The sequence below is a fragment of the Paraflavitalea sp. CAU 1676 genome (assembly GCF_029223285.1).
In the GTDB taxonomy this organism is placed as follows: domain Bacteria; phylum Bacteroidota; class Bacteroidia; order Chitinophagales; family Chitinophagaceae; genus Paraflavitalea.
In genome coordinates, this window is record NZ_JARHUJ010000010.1 from 256,770 (window position 1) to 275,848 (window position 19,079).

A 19,079-nucleotide genomic window follows, 5' to 3' on the forward strand; every position below is an offset into this window, starting at 1 on the left:
TATACGATGAAGTTGTCGGTCAGCCCTATAGCGACATCAGGTGAACAGGAATTGAAACCATAAGTACCGCCGCAATGACTCCAATGCCAATATAGGCAAGGTTTTGTTTGTATTGCTGAGCCTCGATTTCCGCTCTTGCCTTGAGGAAAGTAAAAAGACCCAACAGAGAGAAGATAGTGCCAGCCCACAGTCTTTGTGTTCCATTTCCGAGTAAGGAAAATTCGTGGCCGTTCTTGGTGAAAGTCAACATGAGCAGGTATCCGGTCAGTCCTAAACCAATTGTCCAATAACTATACGTGGAATTTTTCTTTACTACCGCTACAGACTGATTTATTAGCTCGTTGTGCTCCTCAGCGGAAATATGTCCGTTTTCAAATAGTTGATTTATGCGGTCAATGGTCATGTTTAGGGGTTTAAGGTTCAATGATAAGGAAATGTTTCCTGGAAAACAACGGTGTGGACGTCGTTGAGGGAAGACAATCTTCTCTAATCGACCTTGCCTGGTTGCTCAATATAATCCTCCGGCGTATAAGTGACCCGAGCAAAATTTTTGGTGATCAGTTCGGTTTCCACGACCTGACCGCTTTTGAACTTGAGGATCTTCTCCCGCCAGATCTCATTTTTCCGGAAAAACTGGTCATCTATTTTTAGGAACTGATGATCTCTTTCAATAACGTGATAAGCATAGTCAAGTTCAGAATCGATCCGCAGTTCTCCTTCCAGGCATTTGTCGGAGAACCAAAGGTTGATCTGAAAGGTATGCTTTGTGTTGTTGGTAAACTGATAATCCCTGTAGTTGTAGAATACAGTGGCGCCGCTCCCGAAAGGCAATACACGCCCATCGTCGGGAAAAGGATCGAAGGAATGGTGATAACGTTCTGTTACAGTCAGCGGACTATGGATCACCAGCCAGTGGATGAGGTTAGAGATTTGGCAGATGCCGCCACCTATTCCCGCTCTCGCCTCTCCAAACGACAACTCCATCCCCAATAGGTATCCTTTGCTTTTGGTGGGCAAGCCCACCAGTTTACAAAAGGAGAAAGTTTCGCCCGGCCGGATAATGATCCCGTCTATTTGTTTAGCCGCAATCTGTAGGTTGGTAACTTTATTGATCTGTAACTGACGGTCACTTTCGCCGAGTTTCTTGAGCAGAACGGATTGATGCTTTTTTATTCTGAAGGGAAGTTTGTCGGTCGTCTTTTTTTTAGCGTAACGGTTATTGTCGAAATACCAGTCTGTATAACGCCTTACACGCCTCGCCCAAACGGCCAGGAAATATAATGCCGGATGGCGCTGACTGAGTAATTTTCTTGGTTTCATACCGGTTTAGGAAATGAAGTTAATTGATTACCAGCTTGGGTAAAAGTTGCCGGAAGCGATTAAAATACAGGTGTTAGCTGCCTCCAGTTTTTCCTTTGCTTATGCCCATCCAATTTATTATGGTAAGCAGCCAGGTCAATGAATTCGGGTAATAGTTTCATCGGGTCTTGTACTTTGGCCACGGTTGGCAGCGATTCGTTGTCCCATAACATGAATCCTTCAAAGTCGACCTTTGTCCTGATGGTGAATTTACCATTGGGATCCAGATTGATTGTTTCGATATTAAAGTCGACTGCCAGCGTAAGCTCAATATCAAAAGTTGTATGTTCAAGCGACAAGAATTTAAGGTTGGCATCGAACGGACAGTGTTCACTTCCCAAATAGATCGACCCTGAGCCGGTATCTTTTGCGTCAGCGATGAAAAACTCCTTTCCTGCGAGATGTTTCCAGTTCTTTTCGTTGGTGCCTTTTGCTCCGTGGGTGAGTTTTAGCCAATCCATCAAAATCGCCGTTTCGGTTGGCTGTGGTACATAGTCATGTCCTGAATCGAACGGTGAAAGCGGAATTTCGATGGCATAAAACAGGGATAATGGAAGTCTTATGTGCTTGTTTTCCCAAAGGTGACAACCGAGTGTTCCTTTTTCCGGTTTGAGGGCGTTAATGTCCAATGGCATAGATGGAAAATTATGGCAGCACCCATGACAGATTAAAATGCTGCGGGGCCCCAACAATATAGAACTTTTTTTCACGTATGACCATGCCAGATGGAAAAACCTCCACTCTATGCCAGGGCATTTGTTGCCGGACCGGGTAAATCCCAACTACCTGCTGAAAATGGTGGCTATTGCAGTAATTCCTGGAAGTAAGGTTTTCGAAACAGGACATCCACTGTGTCAAAACCGGACATCGTCTGCCGATAAGTTTGGGTTAATAAGTTGATTGTCAGGGTGTCTCGAAAACGGCATGAGGTATGTGTTCTATAGCTGTCTATATCCAAACATCAACCCAATCATTTCACTATGTGGCGCAACTACCTGAAAACAGCCTGGCGGAACCTGCTGAAAAATAAAGTATATAGTGCGATCAATGTACTGGGACTGGCGGCCGGTATGGCCGTAGCCCTGTTGATTGGCCTGTGGGTATACAATGAATACTCCTACGACCGGTTCTTACCGGGTTACCAGCAGTTATACCGGGTACAACGCAACTTCAACAGCAATGGAGACACGCTTACATTCCGGACCACTTCGCCCAGGCTAGCCATTGCGCTGGCCAATGATATCCCTGAAATTGAGCATGTGGCCATCAGCGATTGGATGAGCCCGCGCGGGTTGATGGTGGGAGATAAAAAACTGATCATCCGGGGCGCCCAGATCGGTGGCGATTTCCTCAAGATGTTCCGCTATCCGCTGATAAAAGGCAATCCCAATACGGTTTTCAGCGATCCTTATTCCATTGTATTGACTGAAAGCACTGCCAAAGCCTTATTTGGAGACGCAGACCCCATCAACAAGATGGTGCGCTACAACAACCAGCATGACCTGAAAGTGACCGGCCTGCTGAAAGATATACCGTCCAATTCCACCCTCCAATTCAACTTTATTGTTCCTTTCAGCTACCTGGAGCAGATCGATCCTAACGTAAAAGAAAACCGCTCCACTTTTGACAATAACGGATATCAGATATTTGTACAACTGAAGCCTGGCGCAACCCTTGCGCAGGTGGCTGGCAAAATCAGGAATATTGAGCATATCGAAAAAGGGAGTAACAATGCGATGAACTCGTACATTACCTTACAACCCCTGGAGCGTTGGCATTTGTATTCAAAATATGTAAACGGACAGGATACGGCTGGCTTTCTCGAATATGTGAACACTTTTACGCTGATCGGTGTACTGGTGCTATTGATCGCCTGCATCAATTTCATCAACCTCACCACAGCCCGTTCTGAAAAAAGGGCCAGAGAGGTAGGCGTACGGAAAGCTGTTGGCTCACGCAAGAAAGACCTCATTCTTCAATTCCTTGCTGAATCACTCGTACTGACCCTGATCGCCTTTGTGTTTGCCATAATCTTCGTACAACTGGCATTACCTGCATTTAATACCCTTACAGAAGGCCAACTGGCGTTGCCTGTTGGTAATATTGGATTCTGGGTCCTGGTATTAGCTGGTGTAATCGTCACCGCACTCATCGCAGGCAGCCGGCCAGCCTTCTATCTTTCCTCCTTTCAACCAGTGAAAGTTTTGAAAAGCAGTATCGGCAGCGGTAGATCCAGTTCACCTTTCCGGAAAATATTGGTCGTAGCGCAGTTCAGCTGTTCCATTGCTTTGATCATCAGTACTGTCATTATATACCAACAGGTACAACATGCCAAAAACCGACCTAGCGGTTATGACCTCGACCGCCTGGTACTAACGCAATCCAGTTCCGACCTGTCGCGCAACTATACTGCACTGAAAAATGAATTGATTGCAAATGGCATTGCCAGCAGTGTGACCACCGCCAGCAGTCCGGCTACAGATATATACTGGCATTCTAATCTTGGACAGTGGCCTGGCAAAAAAGCTGATGAAACCGTGGAGATGGGAATTATCCTGGTATCGGAAGACTATTTTAAAACAATGGGCATGGAAATAGCACTGGGCCGCGATTTTGCAGGCCTGGCCGATTCAAACCGGGTGATCTTTAATGAAGCGGCCATCGCCCGCTTACGCATCAAAGACCCCATTAACCAAACCATTCGTTGGGGAGGCAGGGCACGGCAAATTACTGGGGTGGTAAAAGATGCTTTAATGATCTCGCCTTTTGCGGCAGCCGATCCCACGATGTTTGTGATCGATCCGGGTGTACAGGACAACCTGCTATACCGCTTGTCGCCTCGTATGAACCCGAGCGACGCCCTTGCACAATTGACCGCCATCTTTAATAAATACAACCCGGCCTATCCTTACCAATATGAATTTGCCGACCAGGGTTATGCCTTCAAATTCAAACTGGAAGTGTTGATCGGCAAGCTGTCGGCCTTGTTTGCTGGCCTGGCCATCTTTATCAGTTGCCTGGGACTCTTTGGTTTGGCAGCCTATATCGCCGAACAGCGCACTAAAGAAATTGGTATCCGCAAAGTATTGGGAGCATCGGTATCGCAATTGTGGTTGCTGCTATCCCAAGACTTTATAGTACTGGTGTTGATCAGTTGTGTGATCGCCGCACCAGTCACCTATTATTACCTGCACGACTGGTTGCAGCAATACGAGTACAGGATTTCCATCCAACCCCTGGTGTTCCTGATAGCAGCCGTGACAGCCATTGTGATCACTATCATCACCATCAGTTTCCAGGCCATCAAAACAGCGCTGGCAAATCCGGTAAAAAGCCTGCGGACGGAGTAAGGCCTGTAGCACATTTAGTCGACGGTGATAAGGGTGTGTGCTGAAACTATTATTTGTGTTCCGTTGCTTATAAGCAGCTGGATCTTTCTTTGATCAAGGATGCTAGCCGCTTTAAAATAAGTGGAATTATCGGGCTGCTCCAACAAGTACTCTTTGCCTGTGTCCAGGTTTTTTGCAATGATCTTATTGGAGTTTATTATCAATAAGGTGTTCTCAATAAAATGATTGCTTTTAAAAGTAGCAGCGGAAAGCGGAACATAGGCTAGCAGTATCTTTTCGAGTGTGTTAGCATTGATCAGAAAATGATCTCCTTCCTGTGGTATATAGATCCATGTTTGGTCCGGAGAAACAGGTTGATATTGGTCGAGGTTAAAGTTTATGTAGTTCCAACCGCCAAAGTATTTTTCAGTAACATCCAATTCTCCCAATTTTAGTGTCACCTTATATAGCATTCGCCCGTTGTTGGGTTCGTCTATATCGATACAGGCAAGGGTTAGTGGGCCCGAAGCTGTGTCGAAACTGTAGGATGGGTAGTCTGTCATGTCTTAGGACGAAATTTAAAGTTTCAGAAAGCCATTTGGCTTGACGCTAGTGTCGGACTTTAAGGGGTAAGTAAATTTCTTTTGAATGACTTGATATTGAAAAGGCCAAGCTTTTGACCTCCATACAAGTCGTAAACGTCACATCTGAACCTGAACTTTAGCCTTTTCAAAATGGGTTTCAGTTGTATCCATACTTGGTCATCTACGTTTTTTAGTGGAACGCAAATTCCTAATGCATCTCCTCCTCTTATGCCAAGTCCCGGCATTGGAATGAAGTCAAAGTTGAGCCCTTCGGTATAAATCGATTTGTGCAAGTTTTTGAAATAAAGGTTCCTGCTTGTTTCTGCGATGATATGGAATGCCATTTGCTGCTACTTAATGATAGTTACGATGGGTTGGTTGCTGATTGAGTGGCGGGTCAATATCTCATGCTTTATATGATCACAGGTTGCTTCTGTGATTTGTTGCCCTCTGGCGTCGATCTTGACATGGTGTTTGGGGTTATAGGGAAGGTGGATTTCATAGTGTCTAAGTCGTCCAATAATAAATCGAATCGTCCTTTCTACTTTTTCGGGTGTTGAAAGATCATGATTGTGAATATAGTGGTATTCATTTTTGCTTATGTCGAATGCCTCAGGGGTAACATGGCCCCAATCTAAAGTTTGCATAATAGGACTCATTTTTTGCTTATTTCTCTAGCCCCAGTTGCTTCCGGAAGCTAATATTCAGCTTGTATTGCTCTTCAACAGGTACGGCCTTCCTGGCCGATTTGTTGATGTCCTTGCCTTCCTTAGACCATAGCATGGGGTAGAAGTTGAATGTCTGATCGGCGCTAATGGCCGCCACATCATTCTTCCAATTGGTCCACCGGTAGCCTTTGTAAAACTCTTCCAGGTTATTGTTAAAGCAGAAGCTTAAGAACTCCGAATAGGACAAGCCGAGCGATTCATATTCGAGATTAAACGGTGATAAATAATACACTTTGCCGATATCGTTATCAAATTCCCCGCCATTCAACAGGAAAAAGCCGCCTAAAACATCGTCGGCGATCAGCAAAAAAGGTGCAGGCTGTCCAAATTCTTTGAATGCTTTCCCTTTATTCCAATCGGGAAGTGTTCTGGTGAGTTTTGCACTGCCCGATCCAAGTATCCTGATCCAGCCATTGTCGATGAGCAGTCCGCCCGTCATGAATACAATGGCGCCCATCGGGGAGCGGGTAGTTACCTGACTCTTGTATAGGGCAGCTTTCGCCCTTGCAGTATCGACGGGTAATATATCAACTTTATTTTTGGCCTTGTCGATCCACTGTTTTACGATCGGCCAGCCGGGGTCCGACTTATTGATCAGTTCATCAACTGTACGCATCTTTGTTTGCGCAGTAGCAACTTGGCGGAATAGGAGAAGTAATAATAAAATAGAAATTCTTGTCATGACTCGTTGGTTCAAAATCGAAAGGAGTTTATTGCTGCAATGTACTTTACCTCATCCGTCCCTCTATCATATAGTTTTTCGTCAACAGCTTTCGTTCCGGTACCGTTGTCGGGTTTGGGCCAGACTTCAAATCGTGCGGTCAACAGTTTCCGAAGAATCTTTTTGCCAGGATTGTCATTGACAGGGTTGTTGGCTACAGCCGGGTTATTATGCCTTTTTTATATTGTACAGCAATATGCCCACGCCCGCAAGGGAAACGCCAAATAAAGCATACAACAAATAGTTTGATCGGTTGATATGCTTGCTGACCAAAGGGTTGCAGTTGCAGGTTTCAGCTTTGTCTGATGGGGCATGTTGCGTTGGGCTGGTGAATGCAATGCTATTCGTTAATTGGGTTGATTCATGGCCGCTGGCGTCCATTAGTCCGAACTGAACTTCATACTGGCTGTTCTCTTCAAAGGTGAACGCACCCGAACACATGCCATGCCCTATATTAATCGATTTTTTGTAAGGTTTCAGGTAATAATCGCGCGTGGTGTTGTTGGTTTTGTTAAAGACCTTTGCGTATATCAACGTGGAGGAGTCATTTGCAGCGGTTCCGCAAAAATGAGCAAATAGGGCCGGGCCGCATCCGTATTCCGTATAGGATTTGCCGGTAAATACGGGCTCGCAAAGCCAGGCAGGTATTTGTTTGTCGGCTTGTGCTTTAACCGTCCAGGTTGAAACCTTGTAGGCACTTTTGTCAAATCCTTTCAGGCTATCGATCTTTAGTTGATAAGACTTGCCAGGGGTAAGCTCCCTTTGGGGTTTTAGGAGGGCCTGTGTGAGTTGAAACTGTCCCTCGAGTATCCTTACAACCGCAATCTCCACGATCTCTGGTCCGCTGATTAAATATATCCTGTTTTTCTTGTTCAGTTGCCTGATCAGGGCTTGGGAGGCACCATAGCCTTCAATGACAAATATAGAATTGGTGGAGATAGTTGCCCGAGCCGGCCACACAGAAATGCTTGCAAAACTGCACATGGCATTTGATGCCACGTAGAAGAAAGTAAAAACAATCAGGAGCAGGTACCTCATAGCCCTAAAATACACAAATTACTTCCAGCGGCAAGGGGTATGCGTATAGTTGTTCTTGCCGTATAAAGAAATGTTTTAAAGTGTGGTGGAGAGGCTTATTTGGCAATTGGTCATTCTTTCTCTAATATGCAACATGTTTACCCGCCCGGCTATTCCGTTTGAACTGCACCTTACTACCCATACGTTTGGTATAGATCAAGCGATCGAGTTTACCGACTTCTGCCGGCAGCAGGAGTCTAAGCCATTATTGATAGAGCTGGCGCGTGGAGAATACATTCAACAACCCATGCTGAATAAAGTAGTTAAATGCCGGTCACTTCAGCAGGCTTTAGATATTGCCAACTTTCTCTCAGAGTTATTAAACACACGGCACTGGCGCGTACAACGCCTTAAGATCGAGATCCCGGCTAATCATGCCGGTGATTGGGACAAAAGCGTCAACAAATTTCCCTGTTATTTCGAGTGGCACGGAAAGATACAGGGCGATCCAACGCACACCTTGTTGCAGATTTGCGAAGGGCATCAGGCTCATTTATCCATCAACGCTTTAAAGAAAGAAGAGCGATATCGGTTCATTACCCTGCGGGAGTATGGTGATAAGGAGGTTTTCGATCAGCGGGTGGGTGCTATAGGTGTCGCCCTTGATAGCGCAGGATGGCCCTTGATCAAGGAGGTGTCGGAGTATTGTGTGTACGATAACAATGTTTACCTCGACAAAGGTTGGCTTTCAAATTAATGCATAATGGCCTTATCAGGAGATCAATACAAAGAGTTTATTGCCTATGAGGCATTCATCCGGCGGGCGGCGGCATTGAACCTGCCTTTTATGCTAAAAGGGAGCTACGTGACCCGGCCGTATTTTGCCAACCCGGAAGACAGAATTCCCAATGACCTTGACTGGGTTTACCTGGAAAGGCTGGAGAATACGGAGGTGGCCACCAAAGTTTTCAACGAGTGGATGATCCAGGTCAGTGAGGGCGAAGAGCACGATGGCGTTCAGTTCAGAAGTTTCCGGGAGAATGCTTTCTGGCGGATGATCGACTATGCGATGGATGAAGATTTCCCGACGGTAAACACCGACCTTGATTGTAAGGTGGACGGCGAGTCAATTTATCCCCTTGGCTTTGATGTTTCTTTTAACCTGCCGGTAGATGTGCCGCCCGTAGAATTGGTGTATACACCAGTCCGCGGAAACTCATTTACGATACCGTTTACCGCTCCACTTGCGTTACAGGTATCCTGGAAGCTGCACCAAACGCTGGTCAGGCTTCGGTTCAAAGACCTTTTTGATCTAATGCATCTCGTAGAGCATCCTTCCTTTACATCCGAAGTATTGCATTCCTCCATGGTGGCGTTGCAAAACGAATGTGCGATGGATGGCGCCGACCCCGCCAGACTTCGATATCTCCTGAATGGTGATTGGAGACTTCTTACATTCCATATTCCTTTGGATGAACTATGGACTTCTTGGAGGCACGAGGACGAATATGTCAGGTATCCGACCGCCTGGGAAGATAGAGCAGTAAATATCACAGATGTCAACAAGCTGCCCGAACGTTTAGCTAAATTTAAAGAACAGGTATTGGCGGCATTCAGGAAAGCGGGTTTTTATGAGTCTGGTCTCCTGGCTGATCTTGCAATAAACCCGCAGGAAGGTCAGCAGACAGATGACATTCCGGATCAGGCATTTGACGCCAGGATACGGCCAATTTCTCAGGAAGCAGTACCTTCATACCAGCGAGGGTTTTTGAAGAGATTGTTTGGGCCGCTGTATTGGGATAAACCTGGAAAAATCTGACTATGGCACTAGAGTTACCAAACATCGTTGACATTATCGAGGTAATGGAGAATTATGTGGAGGACATCAGGCCAGAGGAAAACATCCGGGATCAACTTGATATCTCCTACAAGATAGATAACCAAAGCGTAATTCTATTTGAGATCAGACCTTCCTACAAATCTCCCGACGAAAAATTGGAATGCTGTTATGCAAAAGCTACGTACGTAAAAACTGCCCGTCGTTGGAAAGTATTTTGGATGCGGGCGAGTGGCAAATGGCAGGGGTACGAGCCAATGCCCGAAGTAGCTGACCTCCACGAATTCATCAGCCTCGTAGAAGAAGACAAATACCATTGTTTTAAGGGGTAAGGAGAGGACCCACTCTCTATACCATTTCGTTACCCATGTCATGTTAAGTCATATTATGTCATGACATTACCTGACATGCCTCCAAATACATCCAGCAAAACCTGTCAGCCGGGCATTTTCAGTGTTAAGTTTGTGGTGGATACCCGGCCCGTAGCGCTCCCGTACCCGTTCCGTACCGCTCCCGTACCGGTCCCGTACAAATAGCACAACTTTTGAAACAGTGCCTCTTACACCAAAAGCGGAGGGAAAGCTGGCGCCTGTTCCTCAACAGGCTTTGTTTTAGCAATCTAAAAGATATTTACTCCTGTCATGCCCCATTGTATAATACGCCAGATGATATTCGATTAAATGTCATATCGACAAATATCCATACATTTGGCGCGCTGATATTCGCCACTATGAACACGACGCCTGTAATTTGCCATACGATCCGTAATTCCATTATTCCCAGTGTAGTAATGCTTTCACTCCTGCTGCCCGCGTGCCGCTCGCAGAAAGGAGGGCAAAGCCAGTCTGGCCTGCCGGCCAAAGACTCCGTAGTGGCCATCATTCGCCAGGCCAACAACTACTGGCAGGCGCAAAAGCCCAACCCCGGCAACGCCTTCTGGGACAATGCCGCCTACCACACCGGCAACATGGAAGCCTACCGCCTCACCCAAGACACAGCCTATAAAAACTATTCCGAACGCTGGGCCATCCAAAACCAATGGATGGGCGCCAAAAGCACCGATCGTAGTCGCTGGAAATACAGCTACGGCGAAACCGACGACTTCGTTCTCTTCGGCGACTGGCAGATCTGCTTCCAAACCTATATAGATCTGTACAACCTCGACGCCGTTAAAGACGACAAAAAGATAGCCCGCGCCCGCGAAGTGATGGAATACGAAATGAGCACACCACGCAACGATTACTGGTGGTGGGCCGACGGCCTTTACATGGTAATGCCCGTAATGACCAAACTCTATAAGGCTACCGGCAACATCCAATATTTGGAGAAGCTGCATGAGTACCTTACCTATGCCAACAGCATTATGTACGACTCCGCCGCTCAACTCTATTACCGCGACGCCAAATACGTATTCCCCAAACATAAAAGCGCCAACGGCGGTAAAGACTTCTGGGCCCGCGGCGACGGCTGGGTATTTGCCGGACTCGCCAAAGTGATCCACGACCTGCCCGCCAACGCGCCCTACCGCCAGGAATACATCGATCGTTTCAAAGCAATGGCCACCGCCATCAAAGCCGCCCAGCAGCCCGAAGGCTACTGGACGCGCAGCATGCTCGATCCCCAACACGCGCCCGGTCCCGAAACCAGCGGCACCGCGTTCTTTACCTACGGTTTCGGGTGGGGCATCAACCACGGTCTCCTCGACAAAGCCACCTACCTGCCTGCCGTTCAACGTTCGTGGAGGTACCTCACGAACACTGCGCTGCAGCCCGACGGCCGGATTGGGTATGTGCAACCCATCGGGGAAAGGGCCATTCCCGGCCAGGTGGTTGATATGCGCTCAACCGCTAACTTTGGCGTTGGCGCCTTTCTGCTCGCCGCCTGCGAAATGCACCGGCTGGTAAGCAACTTGCGTTAGCGTTCTGGAAAGAACCTGTCACTTTAATCAATTCGGTTGACTGGATTTGTTCATATCAGTGCATTGTTGTCGCGTATAGTCCTGGTGTTCACCTTGCTGATCACCAGCCTCTCCACTTTTCCGGCCGATACCATGCGTATAGCCCGCATGGGTATCGAAAAAGGATTATCCAACAACTCCGTACGCTGCATTTTCCAGGACCACAACGGCTTCCTTTGGTTTGGCACCTACGACGGGCTCAACCGCTACGATGGCTATGAGTTCCGCATCTTCCGCAATAGCCTAGAAGACAGCAACTCCCTTCCACACAATTTTATCTATGCCATCAATGAAGACAACGATCACAATATTTGGGTAGGCACCGGCCAGGGTATCGGCATCTACAGCAATATTACTGGTCGCTTTAAGCCGGCTTTTTATAAACAAGCCGCCAGCGGCGAGCGATTGCGCATCAGCAGCAACGTCAACTCCATCGCCGTTGACCGCGAAGGCGCCGTGTACATTGGTACCAACGGCGGCGGACTCATGGCGCAAAGCAAAGGCGAGTCCGAAGCCCGTCAGATCTCCATTCAGCGCAACGGCAGAGCCACCAGCTGGTTCAACGTGGTGTCTGTTAAAGTGGATCGCAATGATAAAGTATGGCTGTTCATCGCAGCCATCGGCCTCTGTTATTTTGATAAAGCACAACAAAAGATCATACCTGTACTGGAGAAGCTTGATAAGGCTTCCTGTATCGAACCCGATCGCGATGGTAATATCTGGATTGGCTCTACGATGGGGGTGTATCGGTATAGCGTAGCAAGCGACAGTTTGCAGTTGATGTATACTGAAGAAGATAGTCAGCTGTTGTCGAATTCAATCTTCAGTTTAGCCATCGCAGCCGATGGAAAATTATGGATCGGCACCAAGAGCGGCGGACTTACCATTGCCGATACGAGAAAACACACCGTGCAGCACGTGCGGCCCGGCGATGAACCCTGGCAGCTCTCGGCCGAAACCGTTTCAGCCATCTTCGAAGACCGCGAAGGCCGAAAATGGATGGGCTCGCTCAATGGCGGCATCAATATCATAGCGCCCACACCTTCCTTCTTTCGCACCTACGCACACGAACCTTTTAACCCCAATAGCCTTGTCAGCAATTTTGCCGCCTGTTTTCTCCAGGAGAACCCCGATAAGATCTGGATCGGCACCGATGGCGGCGGCATCAGCACCTGGGATCGTGCAGCCAACCGCTTCTATCATTACCGCCATGAACCCGGCCGGCCCGGCACACTGAGCCACAACCAGGTGAGCAGTATCCTGAAAGACCGCTCGGGCAATATCTGGATCTCCACCTTCGGCGGCGGCATCAACCGTTTCAATGCAGCCACGCGCACCTTTCAACAATACCCCTGCATCAATACCCAAACCGGCGTAGAGAACGTAAACGTATGGGTCATGTATGAAGACAGTCAGCATCGCTTGTGGGCCACCACCTTCGGCGACGGCAGCCTGTATTATTATGATCCCGCCAGCGATCGCTTCGAGGTATTTAGCCAGGAGATCAAAGATCTGCTGTCGATCTTCGAAGATCGCCAGGGTACCCTGTGGGGTGGCACGGCGCATGACCTCATCCGCATAGATCGGGCTGGTAAAAAACATATCCGGTACGAGATCGGTAAACCCGTGCGTGCCATTTATGAAGACAAGCCGGGTAATTGTTGGCTCGGCGCCGAAGGAGGTGGCCTCATCCTCTTCGATCGCCACAGCGGTCAGTTACGTAAGCGCTACACCGTAAACGATGGCCTGGCCAATAATGCCGTGCTCAACATTCTCGAGGACAAACAAGGCAACCTGTGGATGAGCACCTTCTATGGCCTCTCACAGTTTAATGTAGCGAAGGGCGTATTCACGAACTATTTCCAGGACGATGGATTACAAAGCAATCAATTCCTCTATGCCGCCGCGTTGAAACTCTCTTCGGGCGAAATGTTGTTTGGCGGCATACATGGCTTCAATATATTCAACCCGCAACTGGTGAGTGCTACCCGCAAAGCCGCCCCCGTATTGCTTACCCGCATACGCATCAACAACCTGCCCCTGTCGCAGGCCGGCCAGTATATCCGGACCACGGAAGATGGACGCATCCGCTCCATCGAAATGCCTTATAGTGATGGAGCTTTGTCGGTCGATTTTGCAGCCCTGGAATTTGCTGCCCCCTATAAAATATCCTACGCTTACTTCCTCGAAGGCTGGGATAAAGACTGGAACTACAGTGGCAAATTGCGCACCGCCACCTATACCAAACTCAACGAAGGAAAATATACCCTGCGTATCAAAGCTACCGACGCCAGTGGCGCCTGGACTGGCAACGAGTTCAGGATGCTCGTTACCGTATTGCCGCCTTGGTACCGCAGTTGGTGGGCCTACGGATTGTATGCGGCCCTGGTGATCAGTGCCATCATCCTGTACCAACGGTACCGCGCCAACCAATCGCGCCTCCATTACGAAGTGGCCCTCGCCAAAGCCAATGCCAGCAAAGAAAAAGCCGAGCGTGAACGCACAGAGGCCGTATTGCAAACCCAGGCTGCCGAGCGCGCCATGGAAAAGGTCGTCACGGAGAAAGAGCAGGAGATCAATGACCGCCGGCTCGCCTTCTTCACCAATATATCGCACGAATTCCGCACGCCGATCAGCCTCATCATCAACCCGATCAAAGAACTTTTGCTGCAACCCGATGCGAAAAAGAAAGACCTTACGGGCCTCAGGCTGGTATACCGCAATGCAAGAAGATTGCTGAGCCTTGTTGATCAACTATTGCTTTTCCGTAAGGCAGAAGCCGGGGCCGATCGCCTTCGCATCGTGAAGCTCGACCTCGTAGCCCTTTGTCGTGAAGTGTACCTCGCTTTCGAACAACATGCCCTGGCGGCCAATATTCAATACCAGTTTCAGCCGGCCGTAGACCATCTTGAAATATATGCCGACCGCGAGAAACTGGAGATCGCTTTCTTCAACCTGCTCTCCAATGCTTTTAAATATACACCGCCCGGTGGCACCATTACTGTGACCGTGAAAGATGGCGCCGATGCGGCCCTTGCCTCCGTACAGGATACCGGTTATGGCATTCCGGCAGATGTAGGGGATAAACTCTTTGATCGTTTTTACCAGGTGCAAAAGAGAGGTGTTCCGGTGAAAGCTGGTTTCGGTATCGGGCTTTTCCTCGTAAGGCATTTCGTCGAAAGCCTGCAAGGGAAGATCTGGTACAAGAGCGAAGAGGGAAAAGGATCTACTTTCTATATCGAACTGCTGAAAGGCCGCACGCATTTTGGCGATGAGCTTATCGTGGACGATCAGCCCGCCGAGCCAACGATCTTCAAAGAGCTGGTAGAGGAAAAGAACACCGCAGTGGAAGTGGAGTCAAAGGGGGTAGCCGCTGTTGCTCCCACTGATGCCGCGAAAGTGCCGGTACAACGTAGCAAAGCCCAGGAGCTGGATGCCCTGCTCAACGAGAAAAAGTCGATACTGCTCGTGGATGATGACGGTCAGGTAAGGGGTTACCTCGCCCAATTGTTTGCGGATAAGTTCGTGGTGTACCAGGCCGATAATGCCCTGGATGGCCTCAAACTCGCCGGTCAGCACGTGCCCGATATCATCATCAGCGACGTGAATATGGACGGCATGACGGGCATCGAATTCTGCACCGCCATGAAAGATGACGCCGGGCTAAGCCATATACCCATCATCCTCCTCACCGGCAACGAAGCCCAGGAAACCAAACTGGAAGGGCTCGAAGGCGGGGCCGATGACTATATCATGAAGCCTTTCGACAACGAGTTGCTGATGGCCCGGGTATTGAACATACTGAAAAGCCGTACCTCGTTGCAAAAGTATTTCTTCAACGAAGTGACCCTCGGCAAAACCACCTATAAAGTGGCGCCCGAATACCAGCGCTTTCTAGATAACTGTATCGCCGTGGTGGAAGCCCACCTCGACAATCCCGACTTTGGCATCAAGATGCTGGCCACGGAACTGAACATGGGTCAGTCGAACCTCTATAAGAAGGTAAAGTCCATCTCGGGCCAGTCGCCCAGCGCCTTCATCCGCTTCATCCGCCTGCGGAAGGTGGCCAAGACCCTCATCGAAACCAATTACAATATCAACGAAGCCGCCTTCGATGCCGGCTTCAACGACATGAAATATTTCCGCGAGCAATTCTTTAAACTCTTTGGCATGCGCCCCTCAGAGTATGTAAAAGCCTATCGCAAAGGTGGCGGCAGGGCTGCCGCTACAGATGATGGCGAGGAGTAAGGAGTGCTTTTCATAATCCTTCCTGATTCAATTGGTTAGCTGACGGGTGATTTCCCGGAATGCCCCCCTTTATTCTTGATTTGCCCCGCCCCCCGGGACGTTCAATCTTTATTTTGCAGGTGGAGGTAATTAAAACGCGCAGGAATGAAAATGAAAACATGGTGCTGCCTGGCAGCATTGATCGGTACCCAAACGGTGATGGCCCAGCAACTCAACAACGACTGGGAGAATCCGTCACTGTACGAACGGAACAAGGAAAAGCCACACGCCAGTTTTATGCTCTTCAGCTCACCTGCAGACGTGGTGGCTGATGATTACAGCAGGTCGGGCTTCTACCAATCGCTCAACGGTAGCTGGAAGTTCTCGTATGTAGACCGGCACGAAAATCGCCCGAAAGACTTTTACCAACCCGGTTACGACGATAGCCGCTGGAGCGAGATCCCCGTACCGTCCAACTGGGAGATGAAGGGATTCGGGATTCCCATTTATACCAATATCGTTTATCCGCATCCAAAAACGCCGCCCCGTATTGGCGCAGACAATCCCGTGGGCACTTACCGACGCACCTTTACCGTGCCGGAGCAATGGCAGGGCAAGCCCGTGCTGTTGCATTTCGGCTCCATCAGTGGTTGTGCCTTCGTGTACGTGAATGGGAAAGAAGTAGGTATGTCGAAGGCGGCGAAATCGCCGGCCGAGTTCAATATTACTCCCTATCTCAAAAGCGGTGTAAATACAATTGCCGTGCAGGTGTTTCGTTGGCACGATGGCAGTTACCTCGAAGACCAGGACTTTTGGCGCCTGAGCGGCATCGAGCGAGATGTTTGTCTGTATAGTGTGCCTGCCGTATCGGTTTGGGACTTTTTCCTGAAAGCCGGCCTCGATGATAAATACACGCAGGGGGTATTCAATGGCGATATTGTATTGCGTAGGTTTGCCGGCGCTGCCGCTCCTGCCGGCGATGTAACGGTAACCTTACTCGACGCCCAGGGCAAAACAGTATTTACCCAAACGCAGAAAGTGCCTGCGGGCGGCGATAGCTTAAAGACCATCTCCGTAAAGGGCGTGGTACCCCGCGTGTTGACATGGAGTGCCGAGAAACCGAACCTGTACGATTGTATCATCACCTTAAAGACGGCCGATGGAGCGCCCGTTACCTATACAGGTGCTAAAGTGGGTTTCCGTAAAGTGGAGATCAAAAATGCTCAACTGCTGGTGAATGGTGTTGCTGTAATGGTAAAAGGGGTGAACAGGCATGAGCACGATGATGTGGAAGGGCATGTGCCGTTGGAGTCGACCATGCTCACCGATATCCGCCTCATGAAGCAATTCAACATCAATGCCGTGCGTACCTCGCATTACCCCAACGATCCTTATTGGATCAAATTGTGCGATAAATATGGCTTGTATGTAGTGGATGAAGCCAACATCGAAACACACGGCATGGGAGCCACCTTCCAGGCCTGGTTCGATACTACACGCCATCCTGCCTATCTGCCCGAATGGGCGCCAGCCCATATGGATCGTATGCAAAGGCTGGTAGAGCGCGATAAGAACCATCCTTCGGTGATCATTTGGTCGATGGGGAATGAGTGCGGTAATGGAAAAGTATTTCACGATGGATACCGTTGGATGAAGGAACGGGATGATACACGCCCCGTGCAATTTGAGCAGGCTGGTGAAGATTGGAATACCGACATTGTATGTCCCATGTATCCACGCGTACAGCACATGAAACGGTATGCTGATGCCAAGGACAAAAAGAGGCCTTATATCATGTGCGAGTTTTCGCATGCCATGGGCAACAGCAATGGCAATTTCAGTGCTTACTGGGATATCATCAATAGCAGTCCGCACATGCAGGGCGGCTTTATCTGGGATTGGGTTGACCAGGGACTGCGTACCCGCGATGCCAACGGCCGCACCTTCTGGGCTTATGGCGGCGACCTCGGTGCTTTCTATTGGCAGCACGACGAGAACGGCGTAGCAGATGGTTTGCTCTCTTCCGACAGAACACCCGACCCCGGCTTGTACGAAGTAAAGAAAGGATACCAGAACATTCGCTTCACTGCAAAAGATATTAAAAAGGGTATCATCTCCGTACGCAATGGTTTTGATTTTACAGGGTTGGAGGAATATGAGATCGTGTATGAAGTATTGCGCGATGGCGTAAAGGTCGCATCGGGTAAGCTCGCTGTGAATGCGTTACCGCATACCCAACAGGATATACAAATACCTTCATTCGATACAACAGGCGGAGAGATACTGTGCAATGTATTGGCCTATACGCGCCAGGCTACTGCGCTGGTGCCGGCAGGCCATGAAGTGGCGCGTGAGCAGTTTGTAGTAGCCGGCAATTATTTTGCACGCAAGGCTGCTGCCAGTGGTGACCTGAAGACGGAACGCAATGGCAATCTGTTAAAGTTTACGGCGGGTGCCGTGAGTGGCGAGATCGATACGCGCAATGGTCGTATCGTTGCCTATGCCTGGAACAAGGAGCGGGTGCCTGTGCAAAACCTGGAGCCATATTTCTGGCGTGCCCCTACTGATAATGATTTTGGCAATAATATGCCGGCAGCCCTGGGCATCTGGCGTTCCGCACACATCAACCGCGCCGTACAGCGCGTTACGGTGGGCGAGCAAAATGCCGAAGGTGTACGCATCAAAGTTGAATATATGTTGACAGCTATCCAGGTGCCTTATGCCGTAGAATACCTGGTGCAGCCGGATGGCGCCATCAAGGTTACTGCTTCGATCGATATGACGGGACGTGAATTGCCCGAGCTACCACGGTTTGGTATGCGCCTGCAGTTGCCCGGCCGTTTTGAAGACCTGCGCTACTATGGCCGCGGACCCTGGGAGAACTATAGCGACCGCAAGGAAGCGGCACTCCTCGGTGTGTACAGCGACAAAGTGGTGAACCAATATTATGCAGGCTATATTCGTCCGCAGGAAAGCGGTTATAAGACCGATGCGCGCTGGTTGACCCTGACGGCCGATAACGGCGTAGGCATCCGTGTTGCCGGTGAGCAGCCACTTTGCTTCAGCGCCACGCATCATTCGGTAGAAGACCTTGATCCAGGCCTTACCAAGAAACAGCAACATCCTACCGATCTGCCGCCATCCAGACAGGTGTACCTTCACATCGACCTGGCACAACGGGGCGTGGGTGGTGACGATAGCTGGGGAGCTTTGCCGCACGAGCAATACCGCCTGCTGGCTAAGCAATACAGCTATAGCTATACGATCAGTTTGATCGGAGGAACCGGTCGATAACAATCGGACTGATTATCTTTTTCACT

General features: G+C 49.2%; 13 protein-coding genes. 7 read left to right on the forward strand and 6 right to left on the reverse strand.

Annotated elements, in window-relative coordinates; translation table 11 throughout:
• Positions 1 to 25 precede the first annotated feature (25 nt).
• The 3 genes from P2H89_RS30175 to P2H89_RS30185 form a co-directional block, all read right to left on the reverse strand.
• Positions 26 to 403 carry a hypothetical protein gene (locus tag P2H89_RS30175; protein WP_275834231.1) on the reverse strand — a complete coding sequence of 126 codons (378 nt, stop codon included), beginning with the start codon at positions 401 to 403 and terminating at the stop codon, positions 26 to 28.
• An 83-nt stretch (positions 404 to 486) separates the two neighbouring features.
• A complete protein-coding gene (locus P2H89_RS30180; protein ID WP_275834234.1) occupies positions 487 to 1,320 on the reverse strand; it encodes a VanW family protein in 834 nt (277 codons plus the stop codon).
• A gap of 59 nt (positions 1,321 to 1,379) precedes the next feature.
• Positions 1,380 to 1,988 carry a hypothetical protein gene (locus P2H89_RS30185; protein ID WP_275834236.1) on the reverse strand — a complete coding sequence of 203 codons (609 nt, stop codon included), beginning with the start codon at positions 1,986 to 1,988 and terminating at the stop codon, positions 1,380 to 1,382.
• 351 nt (positions 1,989 to 2,339) lie between these two features.
• Between P2H89_RS30185 and P2H89_RS30190 the strand changes: the two genes are divergently transcribed.
• Positions 2,340 to 4,709 carry an ABC transporter permease gene (locus P2H89_RS30190; RefSeq protein ID WP_275834238.1) on the forward strand — a complete coding sequence of 790 codons (2,370 nt, stop codon included), beginning with the start codon at positions 2,340 to 2,342 and terminating at the stop codon, positions 4,707 to 4,709.
• A 14-nt stretch (positions 4,710 to 4,723) separates the two neighbouring features.
• On the opposite strand, the gene P2H89_RS30195 is transcribed toward P2H89_RS30190, so the two are convergent.
• From P2H89_RS30195 to P2H89_RS30205, 3 genes are all read right to left on the reverse strand, one after another.
• The gene (locus P2H89_RS30195) at positions 4,724 to 5,251 is read right to left on the reverse strand and encodes a hypothetical protein (protein ID WP_275834241.1); all 528 of its coding nucleotides are present in this window, start codon (positions 5,249 to 5,251) and stop codon (positions 4,724 to 4,726) included.
• A 687-nt stretch (positions 5,252 to 5,938) separates the two neighbouring features.
• Positions 5,939 to 6,616, reverse strand: coding sequence for a DUF2625 domain-containing protein (locus P2H89_RS30200; RefSeq protein WP_275834243.1), 678 nt, complete (start codon positions 6,614 to 6,616; stop codon positions 5,939 to 5,941).
• Between the two features lie 273 nt (positions 6,617 to 6,889).
• Positions 6,890 to 7,759, reverse strand: coding sequence for a hypothetical protein (locus P2H89_RS30205; protein WP_275834246.1), 870 nt, complete (start codon positions 7,757 to 7,759; stop codon positions 6,890 to 6,892).
• Between the two features lie 133 nt (positions 7,760 to 7,892).
• Here P2H89_RS30205 and P2H89_RS30210 point away from each other — a divergent pair, with 133 nt between their 5' ends.
• From P2H89_RS30210 to P2H89_RS30235, 6 genes are all read left to right on the forward strand, one after another.
• Positions 7,893 to 8,495, forward strand: a complete 603-nt coding sequence (locus tag P2H89_RS30210; RefSeq protein ID WP_275834248.1) for a hypothetical protein — start codon at positions 7,893 to 7,895, stop codon at positions 8,493 to 8,495.
• Positions 8,496 to 8,501: 6 nt separating this feature from the next.
• Positions 8,502 to 9,557 (forward strand): nucleotidyl transferase AbiEii/AbiGii toxin family protein, encoded by a 1,056-nt coding sequence (locus P2H89_RS30215; protein ID WP_275834250.1) that lies wholly within the window; start codon positions 8,502 to 8,504, stop codon positions 9,555 to 9,557.
• Between the two features lie 2 nt (positions 9,558 to 9,559).
• Positions 9,560 to 9,907, forward strand: coding sequence for a DUF3024 domain-containing protein (locus P2H89_RS30220; protein WP_275834252.1), 348 nt, complete (start codon positions 9,560 to 9,562; stop codon positions 9,905 to 9,907).
• 398 nt (positions 9,908 to 10,305) lie between these two features.
• A complete protein-coding gene (locus P2H89_RS30225) occupies positions 10,306 to 11,493 on the forward strand; it encodes a glycoside hydrolase family 88 protein (RefSeq protein WP_275834254.1) in 1,188 nt (395 codons plus the stop codon).
• A 36-nt stretch (positions 11,494 to 11,529) separates the two neighbouring features.
• On the forward strand, positions 11,530 to 15,780 hold the full coding sequence (locus tag P2H89_RS30230; protein WP_275834256.1) for a two-component regulator propeller domain-containing protein: 4,251 nt from the start codon (positions 11,530 to 11,532) through the stop codon (positions 15,778 to 15,780).
• A 144-nt stretch (positions 15,781 to 15,924) separates the two neighbouring features.
• Entirely contained in the window at positions 15,925 to 19,053 is a 3,129-nt protein-coding gene (locus P2H89_RS30235) for a glycoside hydrolase family 2 TIM barrel-domain containing protein (RefSeq protein WP_275834258.1), read from the forward strand.
• The last annotated feature ends 26 nt before the right edge of the window (positions 19,054 to 19,079 follow it).